Consider the following 22,402-nt stretch of genomic DNA (forward strand, 5'->3'; position numbering starts at 1 on the left):
CGAGCACGTGGTGCAGGTCAGCCGGGTTGTGGTCGTTGTGGTCTATGTACCGCCCAACTAACCCCTCCAACACTTGCTCGTGGGGGGCGCGGGCGCCAACTGACCGCGCGGGCGGGGCCCCGGACGGCCCCCGCCGGCGACTCTCACAGCTGGGTGGCGACCTCGTTGGCGATGACTGCCAGGTGTTCGAGATCGGCGAGGTCCAGGATCTGCAGATAGATCCGCTCGGTGCCGCTCTCGCGGTAGCGGCCGATCTTGTCGACGACCTCGGCGGGTGAACCCGCCAGCCCGTTGGTGCGCAGTTCGTCCACGTCGCGCCCGATCGCGGCGGCCCGGCGGGCGATCTCGGCCTCGTTCGTACCCACACAGGCGACGAGCGCGTTGGAGTACACCATGCTGTCGGCGGGCCGGCCCTGCGCCGCCACGGCCGCGCGGACGCGCTCGAACTGGGCGGCGCTGTCGGCGGCGGAGAGGAACGGAATATTGAATTCGGTCGCGTACTGCGCCGCCAGCCTGGGTGTCCGCTTCGGGCCCTGGCCGCCGACGATCACCGGGACGGGCTGCTGAACCGGTTTGGGTAGCGCCGGGGAGCGGCGGAGTTCGTAGTACTTCCCGGTGAAATCGAAGGTTTCGCCGAGCGCGGTCTGCCAGAGTCCGGTGATCACCGCGAGTTGTTCTTCGAATCGGTCGAATTTGTTGTCCGGGAACGGAATACCGTAGGCGGCATGTTCCTCGGCGAACCAGCCGGTGCCCAGGCCCAGCTCCACGCGACCGCCCGACATCTGGTCCACCTGCGCGACCTGGATCGCCAGCGGGCCGGGCAGCCGGAAGGTGGCGGCGGTGACCAGTGTGCCGAGCCGGATCCGGCTGGTCTCCCGGGCCAGACCGGCCAGGGTGATCCACGCATCGGTCGGGCCGGGCAGACCGTCCACCGATCCCATGTGCAGATAGTGATCGGACCGGAAGAAGCCCCCGAAGCCGAGTTCTTCCGCGGTCCTGGCCACCCGCAGGAGTGTCGTGTAGTCCGCGCCCTGCTGCGGTTCGGTGAAGATACGCAGTTCCATGGTCCTATCGTGCCGCACAGCCGGGCGGTGGCCCCGGCCGCCCTGTCGCGCCGGTGACCACCGCCCGTCAAGCCGATCGCGCGGCCGGTCCGGTCATCGTGGTGGGTAGCACCTGGTCGGACCAGCCGCACGGGAGACTGCAGCTGGCGATGACGAGTGTTTCGATCTCGCCGGTGTCGTAGATGCGGCGGCAGGATTCGGCGCGCGCCGGATAGCCGCACGATCTGCATTTGCCGAAGTAGTTGAGGATTTCGTCGGTGTGGTTGCGGACCATCCTGCGCCGGGTCTCGGGCATGGGTTCCTCCGGGGTCGCGATCGACTGTTACGGCGCCGAATGTAATTCGCGCACAGCGGGTGTGTGACCGGAGTGAGTAGTGGCTGGGAGCACTCACACCGTCGCCGCCGAAAGCTTTGGGCAACCTCCAACCACGAGGTCGGCGGGCTTTCCGGGGCACATGGTGAATACTCGGCAATTCGCTTCGTGACCTGTCACAGAGCCTCCCCGAGGCCGGTGCTACTCGCTGGTAATAACGGCGGCGCCGGGCTATTGTGAGCGACGTTACAGATGGGTTTCCCCGCCGACCCAGTTGTCCGTTGCGGGCCGACGAGAAGTTGTACGAGTTGGTTACCGACGTCATCGATGTGGTCGCGGATCTGCCCGCGGCGCGCGCCGCGGGATGGGATCTGCTGCTGGACCCGCAGACCTATCCGCGCGTGTTCACCGGGATCGGCGCCTGCTCCCGGCTCGACCTTCCGGGAGCGCAGCCGGTATTCGAATTCCGGATCGGCACACCGGATGCCGGTATCCGGGTGCTGCGGGTACGGGTGGTCACCGGCCGCTGGTACGAAAGCTGCGAACTGCACGCGCCGGAGATCGGCAGTTTCGCCGCTCTGCGGTTGACCGGGGAGGGCGCCCGCAGCCGGATCGCGGTCACCTTTTTCACTCCGGGCCGGGTGCACCGGCAGGTGGCCGGCCTGTCGAATTCCGCCGTCCAGGATTGGGCAGTCAGGGGCCTGCGCCGGATCGCCGATATCGTGCGCGGCGCCCGCACCTCGATCGTGGCCAACGGGGAGGCCTCGCCGGTCCGCCGGAACTTCGGGGTGCTGCGGCAGGTCACCGCCAGCGGCGTGGTGCGGACCAACGCGCAGGTGGCAGTGAAACAACTGCTGTCATTGAACAAATGGGGATTCAACCTGGCCGGTGGATACGCCGCCGGAGCCGCGTACTCGCCACGGCGGCTCGCCGTGATCGACGATCGGGGCGAGCGGACCTTCGCCGAGATGGACGAACGCACCACCGCGCTCGCCGGAGCCATGGCGGCGGTTGGTCTCGCGGCCGGGGATGCCGTCGGTCTGCTGTCGCGCAATCATGCCGGCATGGTCGAAACCATGGTCGCGGCCGGGAAACTCGGCGTGGACGTAGCATTGCTCAACGCCGGCCTGGCCGCCCGCACCATCGAGCAGATCGTCCAGCGGCATCGGTTGTCGGCCCTGTTCGTCGACGGTGACCTGGAGGAACTGGTGCAGTATCTGCACGCGGACCTGCCGCGGTTCACCACCGACCTGCGACCCCCGTTCCCGGACCGCTACACGGTCGACGATCTGATCGATATGGGGGAGAAGGATTTCCGCATTCCGGCCCACCCCGGCCGGTTGATCGTTCTCACCTCCGGTACGAGCGGGGTGCCGAAGGGGGCCCGCCGCCCGCACCCCAAGGGTTTCGCCACCATCGCCGCGCTGCTGTCCCGGATTCCGCTCGAAATGGAATCGGCGATGCTCATTCCGGCACCGCTCTTCCACACCTGGGGGCTGGCCGGGCTGCAGCTCAGTACCGCACTGCGTTCCACCGTGATCCTGCCGGAACGTTTCGATGCCGAGGACTGCCTGCGCCTGGTCGCCGAACACGGGGTCACCACCATGATCGTCGTGCCGACCATGGTCAACCGTATCCTCGACCTCCCGCCCGCGGTCCGTGCCCGGTACGACACCTCGAGCCTGCGGCATGTGATCAGTTGCGGGGCACCGTTGGCCGCAGCCACGGTGCTGCGATTCATGGACGCCTACGGCGATATCCTCTACAACGTCTACGGATCGACCGAGGTGTCCTGGGCGACCATCGCGACCCCGGCGGATCTGCGTTTCGCGCCTACTACCGCCGGCCGGCCGCCGCTCGGTACCCGCGTCGCGGTGCTGGGCCCGGACCACAAACCGGTACCGATCGGCGCCACCGGGCATATCTTCGTGGGTAATCACATGCTGTTCGACGGTTATGTCAACGCCGCGCCGCCGGACGAGGCGCACGGCATGCTCGATACCGGCGATATCGGGTATTTCGATGTCAACAGGCGGTTGTTCATCGCCGGTCGCGACGACGAGATGATCATCTCCGGTGGCGAGAACGTCTTCCCACGCCCGGTGGAGGAGGCGCTTGCGCATCTGCCGCAGGTGAGCGAGGTCGCGGTGGTGGGGGTCCCGGATCCGGAATTCGGGCAGCGGCTGGCCGCCTTCGTGGTGAAACACGAAGGATCCGGGCTGGATCCGGACATGGTGCGCACCTATATCCGGCATCGGCTCAGCCGGTTCTCGGTGCCCCGGGACGTCACCTTTCTGCCGGCCCTACCGCGCGGGGAAACCGGGAAGATCTTGAAATGGCTACTGGCGGGCGGGCACAACGGTGAGCTCCCGCCGTCGGGTATGGGCGGGCTGGGAGTCAGCGGGTCGGCGTGACCTGCTCGCCGTGACGGCGGACGACCACCGCGCCGGTACGCGGGCGGATGCCCGGCAGATGCCGATACCGCCGATAGTTGCGGTGACATGGGAAGATCCGGGGTTGCCGAATTGCCGGCCGATTCCGTGCCGGTGCCGCGGCGCCGGACAAGGGGAGCCGGGGCCACGGACCGCCGAGCGGGCACGGGTAGATTCAGCATCCGCATAGGCAATCGGTCAGGGAGAGGCATCCTCCGTGGTAGTAGTTTCCGTGCTCGCAGGGCTGGCCGCGGTGGTGGTGCTCACCGGGTTGCACTGGTACCTGTGGCGACGGCTGGTCCGTGACATCACCCGAGACGGTTCGGTGTGGCGGCCGATCGGCGCCGGGGTACTCGGTCTCGGCGCGGTGCTGATGGGCGCTGCGTTCGGTGCGGTGTTCGCCGGCGCGACCTGGGATGTCTGGCGGTTACCGGCGTGGACCGGTTTCGTCTGGGCCGCCCTGTTCGTCTACCTGCTGATCGGTGTGCTGGCGGGCGAGATCATCCGTCCGCTGCTGTTGCGTGCGCTGGAGCGCCGGGACGCCGGAACCGCCGCCGCGCCGCCGCCGGCGCCGGCCACCGTGCAGCCGGAAGAGACACCGGAGCCCGTGGGAGCAGCGGTCGGTGACAGCGGGGAGCCGCCCCGGACGGCGCCGATGGCCGCGCCGGGGACGCCGCCGCCGGCACTGCCCCCGGTCCCGTCGGCCCCGGCCCCGGCGCCGCTGTCGCGGCGGATGCTCATCTCCCGGATGGCGGCGGGCGCGACGGTACTGACGGCGGGCGCGGTGGTGGGTACCGGAACCTACGGGGTACTCGACGGGCCGATGGTGCGGCGGGTCACCGTACCGCTGGCCAAACTGCCCGCTCAGGCGCACGGGCTGCGGATCGCGCTGGTCAGCGATCTGCATCTGGGGCCGGCGCTCGGCCGCGGCTTCTGTGAACGGGTGGTCCGCACCGTGAACGAAACCCGCCCCGACCTCATCGCCCTCGTGGGCGACCTCACCGACGGCAGCGTCGCGGATCTGCGTGCGGAAACCGAACCGCTGGCCGGGTTCAGTGCCCGGCTCGGCACCTTCTTCGTCCCCGGCAACCACGAGTACTACTCCGATGCCGACGCCTGGCTCGACCGGGTCGGCGAACTCGGGATGCGAGTGCTGCTCAACGACCGGGTGAGCCTGCCCGATTTCGATCTGGCCGGGGTCGACGATCCCGCGGGCAGCACCATCGGCCGCGGTCCCGATTTCGCGGCGGCGCTGGACGGCCGGGACACCGAACGCGCCTGCGTCCTGCTCGCCCACCAGCCGGTGGTGGTGCACGATTCGGTGCGTTACGGCGTGGATCTGCAACTGTCCGGCCATACCCACGGCGGACAGCTGTGGCCGGGTAACCTGCTGGCGCGATTGGCCAACCCGACCGTGGCGGGCTTGGAACTGTACGGTGCGACGGCGCTGTACGTAACCCGCGGCGCCGGGGCCTGGGGCCCGCCGGTCCGGGTCGCGGCACCGTCGGATATCACGGTGCTGGAGCTGGCGTCGCTGCAGGGCGTTTGATCGGGTCGCGAGCGGGGCGGGAACCCACCTCAGAGCCGGGTGAGCAGCGTGCGCAGGCGTTCGATACGTGGACGCTGGACCGGGGCGAATTGCGGCGGGTGGTGGATCTCGATACTGAGCCGGTCGTCGTAGGTGGTGATGATGCTGGTTCCCCCACCGGGCTGCGGGGGCCGGCGGCCGGTGGGATCCGGTTTGGCGATCATGGTGGTGCGGAAATCGTCGATGCGGACCGCGGGCCCCGACAGCCCGGGTAATCGGCCCCAATTCGTGGTCATCACCGTGTCGAACGGATTCGCCGGAGGTGCCGCCAGCGTGTCGGGCAGCTGTAGCGGAGTCTGCTGGACGTAGCCGGTGGCGAGACCGTGCCGCAAGGCGCCGAAGACCCCCCGAGCCAGCGACGTGAGCGTCTGCGTCGCGCCGGGAACGGGGCGATACCCCGCGAAACCCAGCACATTGGTGCCCTCGGTCGGCCCGATCACCGGCCGAACCCGGCGCCGTAGGTCCACCGAATACGAACACTGCAGGCCGGCCACCGGAAGCCGGCGGGCCTCGGCTTCGGTGAGCAGTAGTGCCGCGGCCACCAGGCTGTGCACGGTCACGCCGGTGCGGTGCCCGTAGGACACCAGCGCACCGGTGTGCTCGCGGCTCAGCCGGCATCGGGTGGTGATCAGCGGCGGGTAGTCGTGGTCGTTGACGGCGAGCGCGTCGGGTGGGGGGAGCGGGGGTTCGCTGCGGGGTGGTCCCGCCCGGCCGGGGACCGGACGGCGGGTGATCCCGCGTGCCGCGAGCAGGTCTTCGACCGGCAGCGGTTGCCGGGCCGGCGGAAGCGCCGGCACCCGGCCGGCGGCGGCGGTCGAATAGCAGCGCCACAGTTGCTCGTAGAGGTGCAGCGCATGTGTCGCGTCGGCGATACTGTGGTGGACGAGCAGAGTGACGCTCGCTCCGGCCACCGACCGCACCACATGGACCGAGCCCAGAGCGCGCCGCTGATCCGGCTCGGCACCGGTGAGCAGCAGTTCCGGGTCACCGTCGGTGACGGTGAGCACGATCTCGGGCGGACCGGAAGTGACCAGTGTATGGCCGAACGGCTCACTCGGGACGAGCTGGGCGCCGAGCATGGGGTGCGCGGTGACCAGCGCCTCGTACGCTGCGGCCAGGGCGGTGGTGTCCAACCGGCCGGATACGCGCGCGCAGTATCCGACGAAAACCTCGCTGAAGGCGAAGATCTGCTCGCTGGGAGCGAGCGGTCGGATGACGGTAGCCGCGGTCATGGTGGTGCCTCTGTCCGGATGTTGGTGAGAGATTAACCCAAAAAGGCTTCGTTGCCTCATATTTCGCCGCGGGCGAGACGGATGCTACACAGTGGCCCCGACAGGGCTGGTACGTTTGCTTAGGTAAACCTAATTAGTGAGGAGGCCGGATGGCCAGGAAACGCACGACCATGACCGTGGCCCGGACCGAGCGGCTCAGCTCACATCTCGTCCGCGTATATCTGGGTGATCCCGGATTCGACGATTTCACCGGGAACGAATTCACCGATGCCTATGTGAAGCTGCTGTTCGACCGGCCCGACGGCGAGGTGATGCGCACCTATACCGTCCGCTCGGTGGATACCGCCGCCCGCGAGATCGCCATCGATTTCGTGGTGCACGGTGACGAGGGCATCGCCGGACCGTGGGCGGCGACCGTCCGGCCCGGTGAGCAGGTCACATTCTTCGGACCCTCCGGGGCCTACGCGCCGCGTGCGGATGCCGATTGGCATCTGCTGGCCGGAGACGAGGCCGCGCTACCCGCGATCTCGGCCGCCGTGGAAGCCCTGCCCGACGGCGCACCCGCGAAGGTTTTCCTCGAGGTCGCCGATGCGTCCGACGAGATCGCGCTGCCGTCGAAGGCGCTGGTCGACATCACCTGGGTGCATCGTGGCGGCGCGGCCCACGAGGTCGGCGACGACCGGGCCGGGGACAACGCCCCGCTGATCGCCGCCGTGCGCAGCGCACCCTGGTTGCCGGGGCAGGCGCAGGTGTTCATCCACGGTGAGGCGCAGGCGGTGATGCACAATCTGCGGCCCTATATTCGCCGCGAGCGCGGGGTCTCCGCCGAATTCGCGTCGATCTCCGGATATTGGCGCCGCGGGCGTACCGAGGAGGGGTTCCGGGTCTGGAAGAAGGAACTCACCGAGGCCGAGACCACCGGATAACCCCGGAGTCGGTCAGGTCGCCGGGCAGTCCGCCCCGCCCGGGATCGGCAGGCATATCCCGGCCGTCGCCGAGAGCAGAAGCCCGGCGCCGGCCACCAGCGCGCCGAGAGCGACGGCAAGGAACACTGCCACCCACAGCAGGCCCGGCAGCCGGGTCAGTCGGGCCAGCTGGTCCGCGTCGGTGGTGCCGTCGCGCATCCGGGACCGGGTGCGCTGCAACTCCAGGACCGGACGGCTGCCGGCCAACAGCAGCAGCCAGGTCGCCAGGTACGCGAAACCGGCCTGCAGCGCATCGGAACCGAACCAGGACACGGCAAAAACCAATGCCCCCGTGGTCATTACGGAAATCACGCCGTACACGTTGCGGATCATCACCAGCATGAGGGCCAGGGCGGCGATTGCGATCCACAGCATCAAGGTGATCCGCCCGGCGCCGAGCAGGGCGGCAAAACCGAGGCCGACCAGTGGCGGCGCCGGATAACCGGCGAGCGCGGTCAGGATCATGCCGAACCCGTAGGGTTTTCCGCTGGACACGGTGAGCCCCGAGGTATCGGAATGCAGGGTGATCGCATTGAGCCGCCGACCGCTCAGCAGCGCGACCAGTGCGTGCCCGCCTTCATGCGCAATCGTGACGACATTGCGGGTCACCCGCCACAGGGGTCCGTATCCGACGAGGATCAGGGCCGCCACCGCGGTGGCCAGTACCAGCCAGGACGGCGGAGCCGCCTGGGTCGTCGTGAGCCGCTCCGCGATGGAACTGCTGCGGTCTATCAGATCACCGGTATCCACCGCCGCACCATAACCGGGGAAGGCGCACCGGCGCGCGCCACCGGGAGCACGGCGGCTCCGGCTCGGCCCGGGTGGGCGATACCACGAGGCCGAGATATCTGTTGATGGGACGTTTCACTATCTTTCGCGTGCTGTATTCCGAGGTGGACCGAAGTCCGGGCGTTGGGTCGTACGCGGAACCGTGAATAACTATACGTTTGTCCATATCGGTAGTCGGTCGCGGGCGGAGGGAGCACGGATGTGCACGAGTGGGCAGTACGACCCCGAATCGGCGGGCTCCGCCGAAGCGTTCGAAGTGCCGGATCTCACCGAGCTGCTGCGGATCTGGTCCGTGCGCAGTACCGGCGTCGCGAGCGCGCCGCGGCCGGTGGCGGATTTCGGGACGGCGTTCCGGGTGGGGCTGGGTCTGGCGCTGGCGCTGCTCGACGATTCCGATTCGTCGGGCCGGCAGGTTCTGGCCCGGCTCGAAGTGGCGGCCGCGCGCTGGGCTCGCGAGGAAGTTCCGCTCGAGGTGATTCAGCATGCGTTGCACGAAGGGGTCAAAAGCGGACTGGGACTGCGTGAATCGCGGCTACTGCGACGCCCGGACCCGGCGTCCGGCGGGATCGATGGGTCGTTCGTGGTGGATGTGCTCGATACCCTGACCGCCGCGGTGTCGCGGGCCTATGTGGCGCAGGTGCGCAGTGGCCGGGAACCGGCCTGATGTTCTCACCGTGCCCGATAGCTGCGCGCGACGAGAGCGGAGCGCAGGTACCACAGGCCCGACGGCTGGGTCGGGTCGAAACCGGTCAGCTGCGCCACACGTTTGAGCCGGTAATCGATGGTGTTGGTGTGAATATGCATGAGCCGGGCGGTGCGCTGCCGATTGAGATTGTTGGAGATATGGCGCTGCAGCGTTTCCAGCAACTCCGGATGATCGTCGAGCGGATCCAGCAGCGAACCGAGATATTCCCGGCCCGGCCCGGGCCGCGTGAGCTGGTATTCCAATGCCATATCGTCGAACCGGTAGAGCCCGGGCACGCAATCGAGCCGCTGCACCATATCGAGCAGCTCATGGGCCTGGTCCGCCGCCGCGGGGATATCGGGGGTGGGCGATTCCACCATCGCGGCGCTGATCGGTACCTGCGCCGCCCGCGACAGCTGCGGAATCAATTCGTCGAGCTCCTCGGTACCGAGGGCTTCGGCAGGCAGCAGCACGGTGCCACCGTCCACGCTCAGCAGCGACAACGCCGCGTCGGCGCAGCGGGTGGCCAGTTCCGCCTGCACGCGGCGCAGTTTGCGGCGGGCCACGACTTTACCGTCGAGCGCGGGAACGGATTCGTCGGAATGGGCCGGAATCGCCACGGCCAGCACGATATACGCGGGCGCGATCTCGATACCGCATTCGCGGGCCATGGTCGAGGTGCTGTGCCCACCCAGCAGCGCCGAGGTGAGCGTATGTACCGCCGTATGGTGTTCGTTGACCACCGAGCGCAGTTCCCGCACATAGGCCATCGAAATACAGACCGTCATCTTGTCGAGCATTTCGACGACGAGTTTGGCGCCGTCGACCAGAGCGGAATAGTCGGTCACCGTCGCCTGCGACACCACCAGATCCAGGCCGAGCCGGAAACCTTCGTGGACGGCGTGGTGGATGGTGTCGATCGGCACCCCTTCCCGTGCCCAGCCCGCGGCGGCGTTCTCCAGTCTTCGGGTCTTCTCGGGGATGTCCTGGCCGTCGAGCATGCTGACGGCCAGCTCCAGGCAGGTACGGGTGATGGTGGTGACATCGCCGTAGATCGCATCGCCGGGCAGGGTCCCGCACGGCACCACGTTCTCCACGAAATGACCCACCATTCGGCGGGACAGTTTGCGGACATCCTGAAGCGGGGCGGACATGGGCTGTCCGGATAGCGTCAGCTTGGTTCTGGTCGTGTCGACGGTCATGCTGACTCCTTCTACCCCCGGATGGTGAGACTGCGGCTCCACAGTAACGAGCGCATGTCGACCCGGGTACCGGTTTGCGAACTGGACTGGACGACCGTGAAGGGGTGCGCCGATCGCATTGTGACCGGCCACAGTGGTATGGGCTATGGTCGGAACCCGCTGATCAGGCCGGTAGTGCGGGTGCAAGGACACGTGTCACCCGCTCGGCCCGGCCACAGATTTCGGCGCCGGTTCCGGGCCCGGCACTGTCCAGCCGGACCCGGATCAGCCCGCCGCCCTCGGTGGGCAGTACCACGATGCAGGTCGCCGCGGAATCGGCGGTTCCCGGCTGCACTCGCTGCCCGGTCCGGTTCGCGACGCTGATCTCGGTGCGGGTGGCCTCGGCGCCGCCCACTGTCTCCGGCGACCCGGCAGTGGTGAACAGCACGCGCACCACGGCCTCGCCGCTGCTCCAGCCGCACCCCACCCAGCCCGGCTCCGCGGCGACATCCCGCCGTTGCGATCCGGCCGGGAATCCGGCCTCGGCGAGCAGGTCGGCGGGCAGACCGCAGGGGTCCCATACCGCCGCCGGATCCGTGACCGGCGCCGGCCCGCAGGCGCCGGTACCCAGTACGGCGGCGAGAGCACACCACAGCATCCGGTGGCGGACGTGACTGCCCGGGGCAGCTGCCGAACTCGTCATTCCGCGGATGCTAGCCGCGGGTTTCGTTGCGGCACAGGATCTCTGTGTGCCCTCACAGCGGCCGCCGGCTGCTTGTGCCCTATCGGCACAAGCCGGTTCCGGCCGGTGCGGTGGGCAACCATCCTCCCACTATGTGGAAATCCCGGCCCTGTCCCGGCCGGACCGGGAATAGCGTGACCGAACGGCCGTGTTGGCCTGTCTGTTGTCCGAGGAGAGGAGTGCGCCGGTGGTGGCGGATACCGCAAAGGCCGGCGTAGGGCTGCGTTCCGACCGTGGCGCGATACTGGGCTCGCTGATGCTGGCCACCGGGCTGATCGCGCTCGATTCGACGATTATCGCGACCGCGGTACTCTCCATCACCGCAAGTCTCGGCGGTTTCGCCCAGTTCCCCTGGCTGTTCTCCATCTACCTGCTGGCCCAAGCGGTCACCGTGCCCATCTACGGCAAGGTCGCGGATATGGTGGGCCGCAAACCGGTGATCCTCTTCGGTATCGCGGTATTCGCGCTCGGCTCGCTGCTCTGTGGCTTGGCCGGAAATATGATGTGGCTCATCGTGTTCCGGGGTATCCAGGGAATCGGCGCGGGCGCCATCCAGCCGATGACCATGACCATCGCCGGGGATATCTACACCCTCGCCGAACGCGCGAAGGCCCAGGGGTATATCGCCGGAGTCTGGGCACTGTCCTCGGTGGCCGGGCCCCTGCTGGGCGGGGTATTCGCCGACTACCTCGGCTGGCGGTGGATCTTCCTGATCAATCTGCCGCTGTCGGCCTGGGCAGCCTGGATGCTGTCGCGCCATTTCGCGGAGACCGTGCCCCGGCAGCGAACGCGCCTCGACTATCCCGGGACGATCCTGCTGACCTCCGGGGCGGGGGCGGTGATCCTCGGCCTGCTCGAAGGTGGCCGGTCGTGGGGGTGGGCTTCGCCGGCGGGTATCGGGATCTTCGCCGGCGGCGCGGCCGCGCTGGTGGCGTTCGTTCTCGTGGAACGCCGGGCGGCGAATCCGATCCTGCCGCTGTGGCTTTTCACCCGGCGGGTGGTGGTGGCGAGTTCGGCGATCTCACTGCTCGTCGGTGCGCTACTACTCGGCCTGACCTCCTATGTCCCGACCTTCACCCAAGGCGTGCTGGGCGCGAGTGCTCTGGTCAGCGGTCTGACGGTAGGTGCGCTCACGCTGGGCTGGCCGCTCTCGGCCTCCCAGTCCGGCCGGGTGTATCTGCGGATCGGGTTCCGGTTCACCGCCGTCCTCGGCGGCGTGCTCGCCACGATCGGCGCGTCCGCGACACTGTTCATCGGCCCCGGATCATCGATCGGGCAGATCGCAGCCACCTGTTTCCTGATCGGTCTCGGGATGGGCCTGGTGGCCAGCCCGACCCTGATCGCCGCGCAGACCGCCGCCTCCTGGAACGAACGCGGCGTCGTGACATCGGCGAATATGTTCGCCAGGTCGATCGGCAGTGCGGTGGGGGTGGCCGTATTCGGGGCGCTGGTCAACTCACGGGTCGGTGATGCGGCCGTCCCCGCACCCGATGCCCTGGCCGAGGGGGTGCATCTGGTTTTCGTGGCGGTATTGGTGATGACGGTGGCCATCGTGGGTACCGGCGCCCTCATGCCGGGCCGCTCCGCATCCGGCCGGTAGCGGCCCGGCGTCGCGGCGGCTACGCCTCGCGGCCGAGAACCTCCACTCGTTCCCCGGCCTCGAATTCGATCACCTGGTGGACCCGGGATCCGCCGACCGGGCCGAGATCGGCGAGTACCACCTCCCCGCGCCGGGTCAGCGCTTCGACGATCGCGTCCACCGGTTTCCCGTCCGATCCGGCGATGCGGAGGCAATCGCCGACCTCGAGGGCATCGGCGCGGACGCCGCTGGGAGCCGCCTGGGGGTTGTACACCCCGCAGTAGGTGCGGCCGGCCGTATCGCCGATTCCGCGATGGGCGATGGTCCACCACACCGGTGCGGAACTTTCGCCGGCGGCCCGGCGGTGCCGGTACAGCACCCGATCGCGACCGTCCTCGGCGGCGGCCCGGCTCTCGTGCACCGAGACATGCCGCCGGATCGGTGCGCTGCGATGCTGTACGGTGCCCGCCGCACCGTCGACGACCAGTACCCAACCGGCGGACAGATCCTGATCCCGGGCTGCGTTCACCCGTTTGGCCAGGGCCTGCCCCGGAGTGGCACCGAGCCGGTCGGCCACCTCGGCCAGGCTCTCGGCCAGCCCCAGTGCCCGCAGGAACCCGGCCACCTCGATCTCCGCGGTGCCGAGCCGCTGGGCGAGTACGGGCATCGGTGTGCGCTCACGCCATGCCCGCCGGGCGAGGTGCTCGTGTTCGGTGAGCCAGAGCGCGGAGGGCCCGTGCCGGTGGTTGTCCACGACCGTTGCCCACCAGTCCCATTCCGGTTCGGCGGCGAGCCGGTCCCGGATCCAGCCGGCGCGATCGGCGGCCCGGACCTTCTCCTGCGGGGGAACGAAATTTCGCAGCGCGGCCCGCACGGCGGACGGTGTACGGCCGAGGTCGTCGGCGATCTCGACCAGGTCCTTGCCCGCTCGTAGTTCCGACGCGATGGTCCGATACTCCGATTCCCGCCACGAGGTGCCGTGCTGACGCGGCGGCAGCAGTCGTTGTTGTCCGAATTCACTCATCACAGAACCCCCGGTTCCGATGCGCCGGAGAGTATCCGCCGCGACCGGTCGGCCGATCGCGACTCACTCTCCGACTGTGTCCTACCTGCATGATTTTACTGTGGGGGTATGACAGAAACGGCTTCGCGAAGCGGCGGCGCACAGGCGCTGCCGGGTTCATATCTGTTCGGCAGCAACAGGTTAGGAGTTGCCGGGGCGTATGCCCGGCTCGGCCGTGCGCTGTACCGAATGCAGCGCACGGCCGAGTTGCGGTGTCAGGGAGTGGAATAGCCGATCAGCGCACCGATACCCGCACCGATCGGGATGGTGACCAGTGCACCGACCCCGCCCAGGAAGAAACCGAGTACCGCGCCGATCCCGCCGCCGATCAGCGCACCGATTCCGGCATTGTGCATTTTGCGGGCTTCGGTCCCCGGATCGGCGACCAGCTGGGCGATATGCTTACCCGCCGGTGTGGCGGCATCCGGAGTGAGCGTGAGGGTCCGGCCGTCCGCGGAGACCGCGGCCGTCAGTGGTGCGGTGGTACCGGCGGCAGCGACCCCGAGCGGCAGGGTGGTGCATGATGTTTCCCCACATGTTCTGCCGGCGTGGCTCTACCGGCGGTCCCCAGAAGCCGGATCTCGGCCCGGAACCCATTCTCGAGCAACCGGTTACGACAGACAACGCTTTCGTGCCGATCGACCCCGACACGCCCTCCGGCGGATTCGGCGGCGATTCGGCCGTCCTGTCCGTCAGATATCCAGGATATGGGGTAGGCCCGCCCGGAACCGGTCGGCGTCGAGCTTCTTGGCCGCTTCGAACGCCGGCGGTGCGACCAGCGGGAACACCGGGGCGTGCGGGGCGGGATCATCGGCGGCGTCGATAATGGCATTGGCGGCGTTACGGCCCGATTCGTTGGCGCTCTCCATGGTTGCCAGGTCGATATGACTGCGCACATGGTCGCCGCCGAAGAACAGGTTCGGAATCGCGCAATACGCGTGTGGCCGATGATCGTAGGATCCGACGGTATTGACCAGCAGCGGAGTCTCGTTGTGGGCGGTGCCACCGGACCAGCTGATCCCGGGATCCAGATGCCAGGAATGGACATCCTCGTCGCGCAGCCAGCCGGTCCCGGTGTTCAGCCATATCTTCAGCTGCGCCCATACTTCGGCCGCGATTTCTGCGGCGGTGCACTGCTTGGCGGTGCGCCGGTGCAGGATCCCCGGGGTATCCCAATCGGAGATATCCACCGAGAAGCATTCCCGGACCGACCCGTCGCCGTACTGGCCGGCGAAATCGCCGACCCACATCGGTGCCTGGCGCAGCGCCGTAAGAGCCCACGGCGAACCCAGGGCGGCGATATGACCCTCCGGGATCTCGGTGGGGCGGCGTAGATAGAACTGGATACCGACCATCCAATCGGTGAGCAGTTCCCGCATCCCCGCCAGGTGTGGATCGGCGTCGAGAATCGGATCGCTCAGCAACGGCACTGTTTTCTCCACGGGCATGGCGCAGACGTAGTGGTCCGCGACCACGGAGGTTGCTGCGCCCTGGGCGTCGGTCACGGTCACCGAGTCGATCCGGCCGCCGGCGTAGGACAGCCGGCTCGCGCGCTGTCCCATGACGAATCGCACACCGCGGGACCGCAGATAGGCCACCCACGGGTCGATCCACGCGGCGTTCGTGGGGCGGTTCAGGATCCGGTCCACACCACCGGAGAACTCCGGGATCAGTCCCGTCCCGGCGAGTACCAGTGCCTCGCCGATGGTGCCGATGGTGCGCGCCGAACTCAGATGCGGTTTGGCCGCCACCGTGATGCGGGTGAGCGCATTGACGAGGTACGCCCGGTAGGCCGCGGATTTGCCGTCGGCCCGCATGATCTGTTCCCAGGTGAGGTATTCCCATTGCCCGAACCGCCGTTCGGTACTCGAGGTGAACCACATGAGCATCTGCTTGCCGAAGAAGGCCAGTTCGTGCGGTGGCACTTCGGGGATGAAACCGAATGCGCTGACAATGCTGTTCTGCAGGCGTTCCGGGGTGAGCTGGTCGAGACCGGCTGTCTCCACGGGCGCGAAGATCGGCGGCCGGTCGCGGAAACCGGCCACGGTGCCCTCGACGCGGATCAGATTGTCCAGGACGCCGTTCGGGTTGCCGGGAAACGGAATCCGGCGCATGGTGTCGGGAATGTTCTGATAGCACCCCGGGAAGAACCGGAATCCGTGCTCGCCGGGCAGATCGGCGCGTCCGCCGGTACCGGTGCCGGGGACCCCCATACTGCGTGCCTTGCCGCCGAGATGGGACGGTTCGTAGACGGTCACCCGGAACCCGCGTTCGACGAGTTCGTGGGCGGCCGACAAACCGGCCATTCCACCGCCGAAGATCGCGACGTCCTTACCGCCGGTGTGTAGACCGGGCGTTCGGTACCGGGCCGGGGTCGCGGTGGCGGTCGCCGGTGCGGCCGCGAGTATCGCGGCGCCGGCCAGTGCCCCGCGTAGCGCGGTACGGCGGTCGATCGTTGCTGACTTCTTCGGCAGCTGATCCGACATGGTGCTCTCCTGGTCAAGCGGTTGAGGTGCCGGTGACGGGTGCGGCGCCGCGCAGGGTGGTGCACGACGCCCGGAATTCGCGAGTGGTGGCGGCGATCTCGTGCGCGATATCGGCCAGCACCGGACCGGGATCACGGCGGTGCCGCCACAGCGCACCGGCCGTCAGCCGCGCCATCCGGGCCGGTGTGTAGAGCTCGGCGGGGCGTCTGGTGCGGGAGAAGATCCCGGTGGTGACGGCCGCCAGATCCGGGTCGGTCGTCGCGGCGCGGTACAGTTCGACCTCGAGCGGGCTCATCGCCGTACCGCGGGCGAGCCGGTTGGTCCAGTGATAGATCTCCCGGCATTCGCGTACGCGTCGCTGTTCCCAGGCGGCGATCGTGTGGTCCAGCCGGATGGGATCCTCCAGCACCGGAACCACAGCCTCGGCCAGCAGACGACCGTAGTGCAGGGCATCGCGAATACCCTGTGCGGTCACCGGATCCTTGAAATGCCCGGAGTCGCCGGGTAGTGCCCAGCCGGGCCCGCTCGACCGCCGGAAATACGAAGTGATCCCGGTGGCCGACCGCGCCCGCCCGACCTGTTCACAGTCCTGTAGACGTTCACGCAGCGGCGGGAGCCGGTCCAGGGCCGCGGCGTAGCGGCGTTCGGCGTCGCCGGGACGGAGCCTGCCGGTTGTGGCGGGTGGCTGGACCAGACAGAGCAGCAGGCCGTCGTCGCAGGGGAAAGCCGTGCCGAGATCGGCTCCCACCCGCCATTGCGCGGCGGTCGAGCGCCAGTCGGTGGAGCGGTCGCGCCAGTAGGCGAAATAGCAGTCACGACCGCTGGGTTCGGCCTCGTACGGTGTTTCCACGCCCGCCAGTCGCGCGACGGTACTGCGCCGGCCGTCGGCCCCGACCACCAAAGCGGCGCGGAGTTCGGCCGTGCGCCCATCGGGCCCGGTGTAGCGGACACCTGCGCACCGCGCACCGTCCCAGACCAGTTCGGTCACTCGGCAGTGCTGCCGTATCTCGGCCCCCGCATGGGTGGCCGTGCGGACCAGTGCGTGGTCGAGGCCGGTCCGGCGGACGCAGAGCGTGTAGTCGATGCCGTCCACCTCGGGAAACGGTGTCGTGATCGTATATCCGGCGCCCGCCGCGAAGGCGTGGGTGAGCGCGGGAGCTCCGAGTTCGGATACCGCGTCGAGCGCACCCAGCCGGAAGAGTTCGGCGACCCCGGCCGGCCACAGCAGATGAGTGGACAGGGTGTCCGACGGAAATCGCGCGCTGTCCAGGACGACGACCTGGCGTCCCGCCCGGGCGAGCGTCGCTGCGGTGGCGGAACCGGCGCAGCGGGCGCCGACCACCACGACATCGGCTTGTTCGACCGCGGCGGGGGAGTCAGTCATACGAACCGCCTCGGTCATCGAGTCTCGGACACTATGTCCGATTGATGGTGCGGGGTGGTGGCGAGGTTGTCAACCATCCGGGCCGCACTGTCCCGCACAGTTTTCCGCGAGGGTCCCCGGGACTCGGTAGCCGAGATCCGGGTTGCCCCGGCGCCCACGGCCCTCGCCGGATGGCGGGCACAATGGGCCCATGGACCTTGCGAGCGAACACCCACCACAGTGGTCGAGCGAGTCGGCGGTCCCCGGATGCCCTCGCTGACCCGCGCCGCCCGGCCTGCCCGGAAGCCGGACGACGACCGCCGGGCCGAATTCGAGCAGCGGGTGCTGCGCGCGGTCGAGGACCTGCTCGCCGACGGGACGCCGTTCACCGAGATCGCAGTGCAGAGGATCGCCGCGACCGCCGAGGTGGCGCGGTCGACGTTCTACCGCTACTTCCCGGACAAGAGCCAATTGCTCATCCGCATGGCGGAGTTGGCCACGAGCGATCTGTTCGCCGCGGCCGAGCGCTGGTGGAACGCCGAGCACACCGATCGCGAGGCGGGTGTGCGGGAGGCGATGAGCGCCATGATCGCGGGCTTTCGCAGGCACCGCTTCCTGCTGCTCGCGCTGAGCGAACTCGCCGCCTATGACCGCGATGTCGGTGCTTACTGGCGTGGCCGTGTCGCCGGCTTCGTCGAGCTGGTTCGCCGGCGCCTGGAGGCCGATCGCGCCGCGGGACGGGTGGCGCCCGAACTGGATCCGGCCGCCACCTCGCTGGTATTGGCCGCGATGGTGGAACGGTCCATCAGTACGGCGTTCGCGGTGCGTACCGGCATATCCGATGCGGAACTGGCGCGGGCGCTCGGCCGCTCGATCTGGCTGGTGGTCTACGGTGACGCCCCGGCCGGTCCGGCCTGAGGGCAGCGCGCTAGCCGGCCGCAGGGCCCGGGTCGACCAGCCGGCGTGCGGCCAGGACGACGGCGGCCCGTTGCTCGGCGATCCGGCGGGCCGGACCCTGGCCGCTGTGGACCGCGGTACTGCGGGCAAGTTCGGTGAGCATGCGCAGCAGGGTCGGCGCGGCGATATCGGCGGTGACCGTTCCCGTGCGCTGGCCACGTTTGATCTCGGCCAGTTTGGGGTCGACGGTGCGGCGCAATACCTGTGTGATCCGCTCGTCGGCGGGTTCCAGATCCGCCCACGCCTGTAGTCGCGCGTTGTCCGGATGGGCGAGGAAATGGTCGAACAGCCGGCCGACGTATCCGGGGAGATCATCGGCCCGCAGCGCGGTTTCGGCGGTGGTCTGCGCGGTCCACTGTTCGGTGACCGCGGCGAACAGTTCCGATTTACCCGGGAAGTAGGCGTAGAGGCGATCCTTGCTGGCCTGCGCGGCCGCGGCGATCCGATTGATCCGGGCGCCCGCGGTGCCGTACTCGGCGAACTCCGCTTTGGCCGCCGCCAGAATCCGCTCCCGGGTCGCCTGGCCAGCCGCACGCATGCGATGGATCGTAGCTTGCCGAACCAGATGGTTCGGAACTATGGTCGTTTCCGAACCAGATGGTTCGCCGAACCGGCCGAGGGGACAGATTATGAGCGCGGACACGCCACGGTGGCGGCAGTTGCGGGAGCAGGCCGAGGGCGTATCGGTCGCCGAACTCGACGATCTCTGGGCGCGGCTGCGGCCCGCGCGCGCCGAGGATATTCTCGGCGAATGGCGCGGTGACGCCTTCCAGACCGGCCATCCACTGTGCCGGGCACTGCCCAAGAGCCGGTGGTACGGCAAAACGTTCCATGCGCTCGACGATGCGAAACCACTGATCTGCCGGGCCGAGGACGGCACGCTGTTCTCGAACGTGGAACTCGGCGGCGGCGAGGCCACCCTGTGGAATATCGAATTCCGCGGCGAGGTCACCGCCACCATGGTCTATGACGGCCGCGCCGTATTCGACCATTTCAAATGGCTCGACGACACGACCCTGATGGGCATCATGAACGGTCGCCCGGAGTTGGTCCTGGCCGGTGGCGAGTACTTCTACTTCCTGCTGGAACGGGTGTAGCGATGCGGACCACCGCGCTCCTGTCCCGCGATCCGGCGGCACCGTTCACCGTGGAAACGGTCGATCTCGACGGTCCCCGCGACGACGAGATCCTGGTGCGCATCCTCGCTTCGGGGATCTGTCATACGGACCTGGTCAACCGGGTGCTGGGTAAACCGGACCGGCCGGTCCTGCTCGGTCACGAGGGGGCCGGAGTCGTGACCGCGGTCGGTGCTTCGGTGACCTCGGTGGCGCCCGGCGACCACGTGGTGCTCACGTTCCGGCACTGCGGCGCCTGTCCGAACTGCGCGGGCGGCCGGCCCGCGTACTGCCGGCACTCCACCGCGCTCAACCATTTCGGGCGCCGCGCCGACAGATCGCCCCGCGTTCTGGTCGCCGGTGCACCGGTGCGCGACGGCTTCTTCGGGCAATCCAGTTTCGCCGGGTACGCACTGGCCACCGCGGACAACACCGTGGTCGTCGACCCGGCGGTGGACCCGGCCGTGGCGGCCTCCTTCGGCTGCGGATTCCAGACCGGCGCGGGTGCGGTACTCAACGTCCTGCAACCGGAATCCGGGGCGTGGCTGGCGATCTACGGCGGGGGAGCGGTCGGCTCGGCCGCACTGCTGGCCGCCCGTACCGTCCCCGGCGTGCGGACCGTCGTGGTGGAAACATCTGCGGCGCGGCGGGAAACGGCCACCGAACTGGGCGCAGATATCGTCCTGGATCCGGCCGGGGCGGGAACCGCGCAAACGGTCGAGGAGATCACCGGCGGCGGGGCCACCCACGCCCTGGACACCACCGGGATCCCCGCCGTACTGGCCGATGCGTTCGCGGCGCTCGCGACCGGAGCCACCGTGGTCGCGGTGGGTCTCGGTACCGGTGTGCCGCCCATCGATGTGCGCGATATGGTCCTGCAGGGCAAAACGATCCGCGGTTGCCTGGAAGGCGATGCGGAGCCGGCCACCTTCATCCCGTACCTGCTCGACCTCTACGGCAAGGGAGAGCTGCCGGTGGACCGGCTGGTGACCCGCTTCCCCCATACCGAAATCGAGACGGCGCTCGCCGGACAGCATGCGGGGTCGGTGATCAAGCCGGTACTCACCTGGTGAGGCGGCCTGCGGCTCCCGGCCACCGGAGCCCGACAGCCGGCGGACGAATTCCGTTCGCCCAGCGGTCATCCGACAGTCGCCTCGGCGCGCAATCCTGCACGGTACGACCATTGCCCACTGTCTCGACCGGTTCCGGGCACCGGGAAAGGCCGGCCGCCGTGTCCGATATGCCGATCCGCGACTACATCGCCGAATTCCTGCGTACCCACTGCGATCTGGAATTCGACACCATCGCGCCCCATGCCACCCCGTCCGAGCTGGGCATTGATTCGCTGACGGTGTTGTCGATCATCGTGCTGGTCGAGAAGGAGTACGGGATCGAACTACCCGACCGGCAGATGGCCTCCGCGCGGACCTTCGCCGAACTGATGGAACTTCTCGGGGTTCCGGTGACGACCGCCTCCTGATCCGGTTCGGAACCGCGCCGCGGAGCCTGTGATGCGGCCGTCGTGGAATTGCAACGTGCCGGTGACCGCCGGTCCCGGGGGCCGCGGCCATCGGGGCGAATGGATGCCGATCGTCTGCTGTCTCGTAGCTCTTCCCGCGTGTCGTATCGGCGACACGCCGCTGTTTACGGCGCTGACCAGAAGTTTTCGGCGCGTCTCTCCCCACGAAGGCCGCGATTGCGCTTCAATAACCGATCGGGTTCGGCTTTACGGAAACGGCATTCGTCCGCCACCGGATACACCGGCATCCGAGAGGGGCACGACCAGAATGAGCATGATCCTCACCGCATTGCACGACGGCCTTCCGGCGTTGCACGACAGCTACACAACGCTCGCTCAGGTGGGCAATCCCACCCCGGAAGCACCGCCACTATCGGACAAGATCACCCAGATGACCCGGTACCTGACCTGGTTCGTCCTGCTCTCCGGCGTCACCGCGATCATGTTCGGCGGCGGTAAGTTCGCCTGGGAGAAATGGAACGGCGGCGCGCTGACGGCGCCGAAGCAGATCGCCGGCGCCATGATGGGCGGTGCAGTCGCCACCAGCGCGGGAACGATCATGAACGCCATCATGGGCGGCTGACGGGCCGCTACCGGGCGCAAGGTCACGGCTCGGGTGCACCCTGCTCATCGCGACGACGACGTGAGGGTTGTCGTCACCGGGCAATTGTTCCGCCCGTCGGTCCCCGGCGGTTCCCGCTCTTCCGGACCCGTACCGGCCGGGGCCGACTGTGCCTGCTCGGTTCCCCGGCCTCGCGTTCGCGGCCTTCGGGTACCACCCGGGCAACCCTGATGTGCCGAGCGGGTTGCTAGATTCGGGTTCGTGCACTCCGGCGTCACGGGAACACTCGTTCGGTGGTTGCTACCGGCATTCCTGGCGGTAGCTCTGCTGGGCATGCACCATCTGCCCGCCGCCGGCGAGCCCGCTGCCACTCCCGCGCAGCACGAGCTGCTCCGGTCCGCCCCGGCGGAGGCGATTTTCCCGCCGCCGTCCGATACGCAGTCCGGTCCGGCCCACTGTTGCACGATGCCGCAGGTGCTCGTGCCGGAGCCCGCTCACGACGGGCCCGGCGATCATGGTGCGGGTCACGAATTGCTGCATCTGTGCCTGGCTGTGCTGGCCGCTTTGGCCGGACTCGTCCTGACATTGTTCGTCGTCGCCCGGGGCATAGCGGGATACGTCCCGGGCGCCGTGCCCCCGGCTGCTCCGATCGTCTGGGCGCGACCCCCGCCACCGCTCGCTCGACGTTTGGCCGCCCTGGGTGTGTTGCGGCTGTGACGGACGGCCGCCGGACCCGGTGATCCGGGTCGCGGCGCTGCTGCGCCGGT

22 protein-coding genes are annotated in these 22,402 nt (G+C 68.6%); 11 read left to right on the plus strand and 11 right to left on the minus strand.

All coding sequences use genetic code 11. From position 1 onward, the window contains the following. Positions 1 to 143: 143 nt before the first annotated feature. Positions 144 to 1,064, minus strand: coding sequence for an LLM class F420-dependent oxidoreductase (locus QH195_RS18725; RefSeq protein ID WP_280419662.1), 921 nt, complete (start codon positions 1,062 to 1,064; stop codon positions 144 to 146). Positions 1,065 to 1,131: 67 nt separating this feature from the next. Beyond that, entirely contained in the window at positions 1,132 to 1,359 is a 228-nt protein-coding gene (locus QH195_RS18730) for a hypothetical protein (RefSeq protein WP_280436370.1), read from the minus strand. Between the two features lie 326 nt (positions 1,360 to 1,685). Here QH195_RS18730 and QH195_RS18735 point away from each other — a divergent pair, with 326 nt between their 5' ends. Further along, positions 1,686 to 3,791, plus strand: coding sequence for an AMP-binding protein (locus QH195_RS18735; protein ID WP_280436397.1), 2,106 nt, complete (start codon positions 1,686 to 1,688; stop codon positions 3,789 to 3,791). Between the two features lie 235 nt (positions 3,792 to 4,026). Continuing rightward, positions 4,027 to 5,358, plus strand: coding sequence for a metallophosphoesterase (locus QH195_RS18740; RefSeq protein ID WP_280436371.1), 1,332 nt, complete (start codon positions 4,027 to 4,029; stop codon positions 5,356 to 5,358). A 29-nt stretch (positions 5,359 to 5,387) separates the two neighbouring features. Here QH195_RS18740 and QH195_RS18745 read toward each other — a convergent pair whose 3' ends face one another. Further along, entirely contained in the window at positions 5,388 to 6,629 is a 1,242-nt protein-coding gene (locus tag QH195_RS18745) for a phthiocerol/phthiodiolone dimycocerosyl transferase family protein (RefSeq protein ID WP_280436372.1), read from the minus strand. 149 nt (positions 6,630 to 6,778) lie between these two features. Here QH195_RS18745 and QH195_RS18750 point away from each other — a divergent pair, with 149 nt between their 5' ends. Next, complete coding sequence (locus QH195_RS18750) at positions 6,779 to 7,555, plus strand: siderophore-interacting protein (protein ID WP_280436373.1); 777 nt, start codon at positions 6,779 to 6,781, stop codon at positions 7,553 to 7,555. A 12-nt stretch (positions 7,556 to 7,567) separates the two neighbouring features. On the opposite strand, the gene QH195_RS18755 is transcribed toward QH195_RS18750, so the two are convergent. Next, the gene (locus QH195_RS18755) at positions 7,568 to 8,344 is read right to left on the minus strand and encodes a M50 family metallopeptidase (protein ID WP_280423534.1); all 777 of its coding nucleotides are present in this window, start codon (positions 8,342 to 8,344) and stop codon (positions 7,568 to 7,570) included. A 238-nt stretch (positions 8,345 to 8,582) separates the two neighbouring features. Between QH195_RS18755 and QH195_RS18760 the strand changes: the two genes are divergently transcribed. Continuing rightward, a complete protein-coding gene (locus tag QH195_RS18760; protein WP_280436374.1) occupies positions 8,583 to 9,047 on the plus strand; it encodes a hypothetical protein in 465 nt (154 codons plus the stop codon). Between the two features lie 5 nt (positions 9,048 to 9,052). Here QH195_RS18760 and QH195_RS18765 read toward each other — a convergent pair whose 3' ends face one another. Both QH195_RS18765 and QH195_RS18770 read right to left on the minus strand, forming a co-directional pair. Continuing rightward, a complete protein-coding gene (locus tag QH195_RS18765) occupies positions 9,053 to 10,270 on the minus strand; it encodes a PucR family transcriptional regulator (RefSeq protein WP_280436375.1) in 1,218 nt (405 codons plus the stop codon). Positions 10,271 to 10,433: 163 nt separating this feature from the next. Then, positions 10,434 to 10,952 (minus strand): DUF3558 family protein, encoded by a 519-nt coding sequence (locus QH195_RS18770; protein ID WP_280436376.1) that lies wholly within the window; start codon positions 10,950 to 10,952, stop codon positions 10,434 to 10,436. A 226-nt stretch (positions 10,953 to 11,178) separates the two neighbouring features. Here QH195_RS18770 and QH195_RS18775 point away from each other — a divergent pair, with 226 nt between their 5' ends. Continuing rightward, positions 11,179 to 12,591 carry an MDR family MFS transporter gene (locus QH195_RS18775; RefSeq protein WP_280436377.1) on the plus strand — a complete coding sequence of 471 codons (1,413 nt, stop codon included), beginning with the start codon at positions 11,179 to 11,181 and terminating at the stop codon, positions 12,589 to 12,591. Between the two features lie 19 nt (positions 12,592 to 12,610). On the opposite strand, the gene QH195_RS18780 is transcribed toward QH195_RS18775, so the two are convergent. The 4 genes from QH195_RS18780 to QH195_RS18795 all read right to left on the minus strand — a co-directional run bounded on the left by QH195_RS18780 (position 12,611) and on the right by QH195_RS18795 (position 17,503). Then, on the minus strand, positions 12,611 to 13,594 hold the full coding sequence (locus QH195_RS18780; protein ID WP_280436378.1) for a hypothetical protein: 984 nt from the start codon (positions 13,592 to 13,594) through the stop codon (positions 12,611 to 12,613). Between the two features lie 254 nt (positions 13,595 to 13,848). Further along, complete coding sequence (locus tag QH195_RS18785) at positions 13,849 to 13,989, minus strand: hypothetical protein (protein WP_280436379.1); 141 nt, start codon at positions 13,987 to 13,989, stop codon at positions 13,849 to 13,851. Between the two features lie 336 nt (positions 13,990 to 14,325). Next, complete coding sequence (locus tag QH195_RS18790) at positions 14,326 to 16,119, minus strand: hydroxysqualene dehydroxylase (protein ID WP_280436380.1); 1,794 nt, start codon at positions 16,117 to 16,119, stop codon at positions 14,326 to 14,328. Positions 16,120 to 16,132: 13 nt separating this feature from the next. Beyond that, the gene (locus tag QH195_RS18795; protein WP_280436381.1) at positions 16,133 to 17,503 is read right to left on the minus strand and encodes an NAD(P)/FAD-dependent oxidoreductase; all 1,371 of its coding nucleotides are present in this window, start codon (positions 17,501 to 17,503) and stop codon (positions 16,133 to 16,135) included. Positions 17,504 to 17,560: 57 nt separating this feature from the next. Between QH195_RS18795 and QH195_RS18800 the strand changes: the two genes are divergently transcribed. Next, complete coding sequence (locus QH195_RS18800) at positions 17,561 to 18,400, plus strand: TetR/AcrR family transcriptional regulator (RefSeq protein ID WP_280436382.1); 840 nt, start codon at positions 17,561 to 17,563, stop codon at positions 18,398 to 18,400. A 10-nt stretch (positions 18,401 to 18,410) separates the two neighbouring features. On the opposite strand, the gene QH195_RS18805 is transcribed toward QH195_RS18800, so the two are convergent. After that, entirely contained in the window at positions 18,411 to 18,977 is a 567-nt protein-coding gene (locus QH195_RS18805) for a TetR/AcrR family transcriptional regulator (RefSeq protein WP_280436383.1), read from the minus strand. 91 nt (positions 18,978 to 19,068) lie between these two features. On the opposite strand from QH195_RS18805, the gene QH195_RS18810 reads away from it, so the two are divergent. The 5 genes from QH195_RS18810 to QH195_RS18830 all read left to right on the plus strand — a co-directional run bounded on the left by QH195_RS18810 (position 19,069) and on the right by QH195_RS18830 (position 22,352). Continuing rightward, a complete protein-coding gene (locus QH195_RS18810; protein WP_280423523.1) occupies positions 19,069 to 19,536 on the plus strand; it encodes a DUF4334 domain-containing protein in 468 nt (155 codons plus the stop codon). Between the two features lie 2 nt (positions 19,537 to 19,538). Then, a complete protein-coding gene (locus tag QH195_RS18815) occupies positions 19,539 to 20,627 on the plus strand; it encodes an NAD(P)-dependent alcohol dehydrogenase (RefSeq protein ID WP_280436384.1) in 1,089 nt (362 codons plus the stop codon). 167 nt (positions 20,628 to 20,794) lie between these two features. Further along, positions 20,795 to 21,034: an acyl carrier protein gene (locus QH195_RS18820; protein WP_280436398.1), complete on the plus strand. Its 240-nt coding sequence runs from the start codon at positions 20,795 to 20,797 to the stop codon at positions 21,032 to 21,034. A 307-nt stretch (positions 21,035 to 21,341) separates the two neighbouring features. Continuing rightward, positions 21,342 to 21,656, plus strand: coding sequence for a hypothetical protein (locus tag QH195_RS18825; RefSeq protein ID WP_062979654.1), 315 nt, complete (start codon positions 21,342 to 21,344; stop codon positions 21,654 to 21,656). 240 nt (positions 21,657 to 21,896) lie between these two features. Further along, positions 21,897 to 22,352, plus strand: coding sequence for a hypothetical protein (locus QH195_RS18830; protein WP_280436385.1), 456 nt, complete (start codon positions 21,897 to 21,899; stop codon positions 22,350 to 22,352). Positions 22,353 to 22,402: the final 50 nt, after the last annotated feature.

It is taken from the genome of Nocardia carnea (genome assembly GCF_029868855.1).
Classification (GTDB): Bacteria; Actinomycetota; Actinomycetes; order Mycobacteriales; family Mycobacteriaceae; genus Nocardia; species Nocardia carnea_A.

Coding starts and splice junctions, on each gene's coding strand:
- QH195_RS18725 (WP_280419662.1), bottom strand. CDS start 1,064: ATGGAACTGCGTATCTTCACCGAACCGCAGCAGGGCGCGGACTACACG.
- QH195_RS18730 (WP_280436370.1), bottom strand. CDS start 1,359: ATGCCCGAGACCCGGCGCAGGATGGTCCGCAACCACACCGACGAAATC.
- QH195_RS18745 (WP_280436372.1), bottom strand. CDS start 6,629: ATGACCGCGGCTACCGTCATCCGACCGCTCGCTCCCAGCGAGCAGATC.
- QH195_RS18750 (WP_280436373.1), top strand. CDS start 6,779: ATGGCCAGGAAACGCACGACCATGACCGTGGCCCGGACCGAGCGGCTC.
- QH195_RS18760 (WP_280436374.1), top strand. CDS start 8,583: ATGTGCACGAGTGGGCAGTACGACCCCGAATCGGCGGGCTCCGCCGAA.
- QH195_RS18765 (WP_280436375.1), bottom strand. CDS start 10,270: ATGACCGTCGACACGACCAGAACCAAGCTGACGCTATCCGGACAGCCC.
- QH195_RS18770 (WP_280436376.1), bottom strand. CDS start 10,952: ATGACGAGTTCGGCAGCTGCCCCGGGCAGTCACGTCCGCCACCGGATG.
- QH195_RS18780 (WP_280436378.1), bottom strand. CDS start 13,594: ATGAGTGAATTCGGACAACAACGACTGCTGCCGCCGCGTCAGCACGGC.
- QH195_RS18785 (WP_280436379.1), bottom strand. CDS start 13,989: ATGCACAATGCCGGAATCGGTGCGCTGATCGGCGGCGGGATCGGCGCG.
- QH195_RS18790 (WP_280436380.1), bottom strand. CDS start 16,119: ATGTCGGATCAGCTGCCGAAGAAGTCAGCAACGATCGACCGCCGTACC.
- QH195_RS18795 (WP_280436381.1), bottom strand. CDS start 17,503: ATGACTGACTCCCCCGCCGCGGTCGAACAAGCCGATGTCGTGGTGGTC.
- QH195_RS18805 (WP_280436383.1), bottom strand. CDS start 18,977: ATGCGTGCGGCTGGCCAGGCGACCCGGGAGCGGATTCTGGCGGCGGCC.
- QH195_RS18810 (WP_280423523.1), top strand. CDS start 19,069: ATGAGCGCGGACACGCCACGGTGGCGGCAGTTGCGGGAGCAGGCCGAG.
- QH195_RS18815 (WP_280436384.1), top strand. CDS start 19,539: ATGCGGACCACCGCGCTCCTGTCCCGCGATCCGGCGGCACCGTTCACC.
- QH195_RS18820 (WP_280436398.1), top strand. CDS start 20,795: ATGCCGATCCGCGACTACATCGCCGAATTCCTGCGTACCCACTGCGAT.
- QH195_RS18825 (WP_062979654.1), top strand. CDS start 21,342: ATGAGCATGATCCTCACCGCATTGCACGACGGCCTTCCGGCGTTGCAC.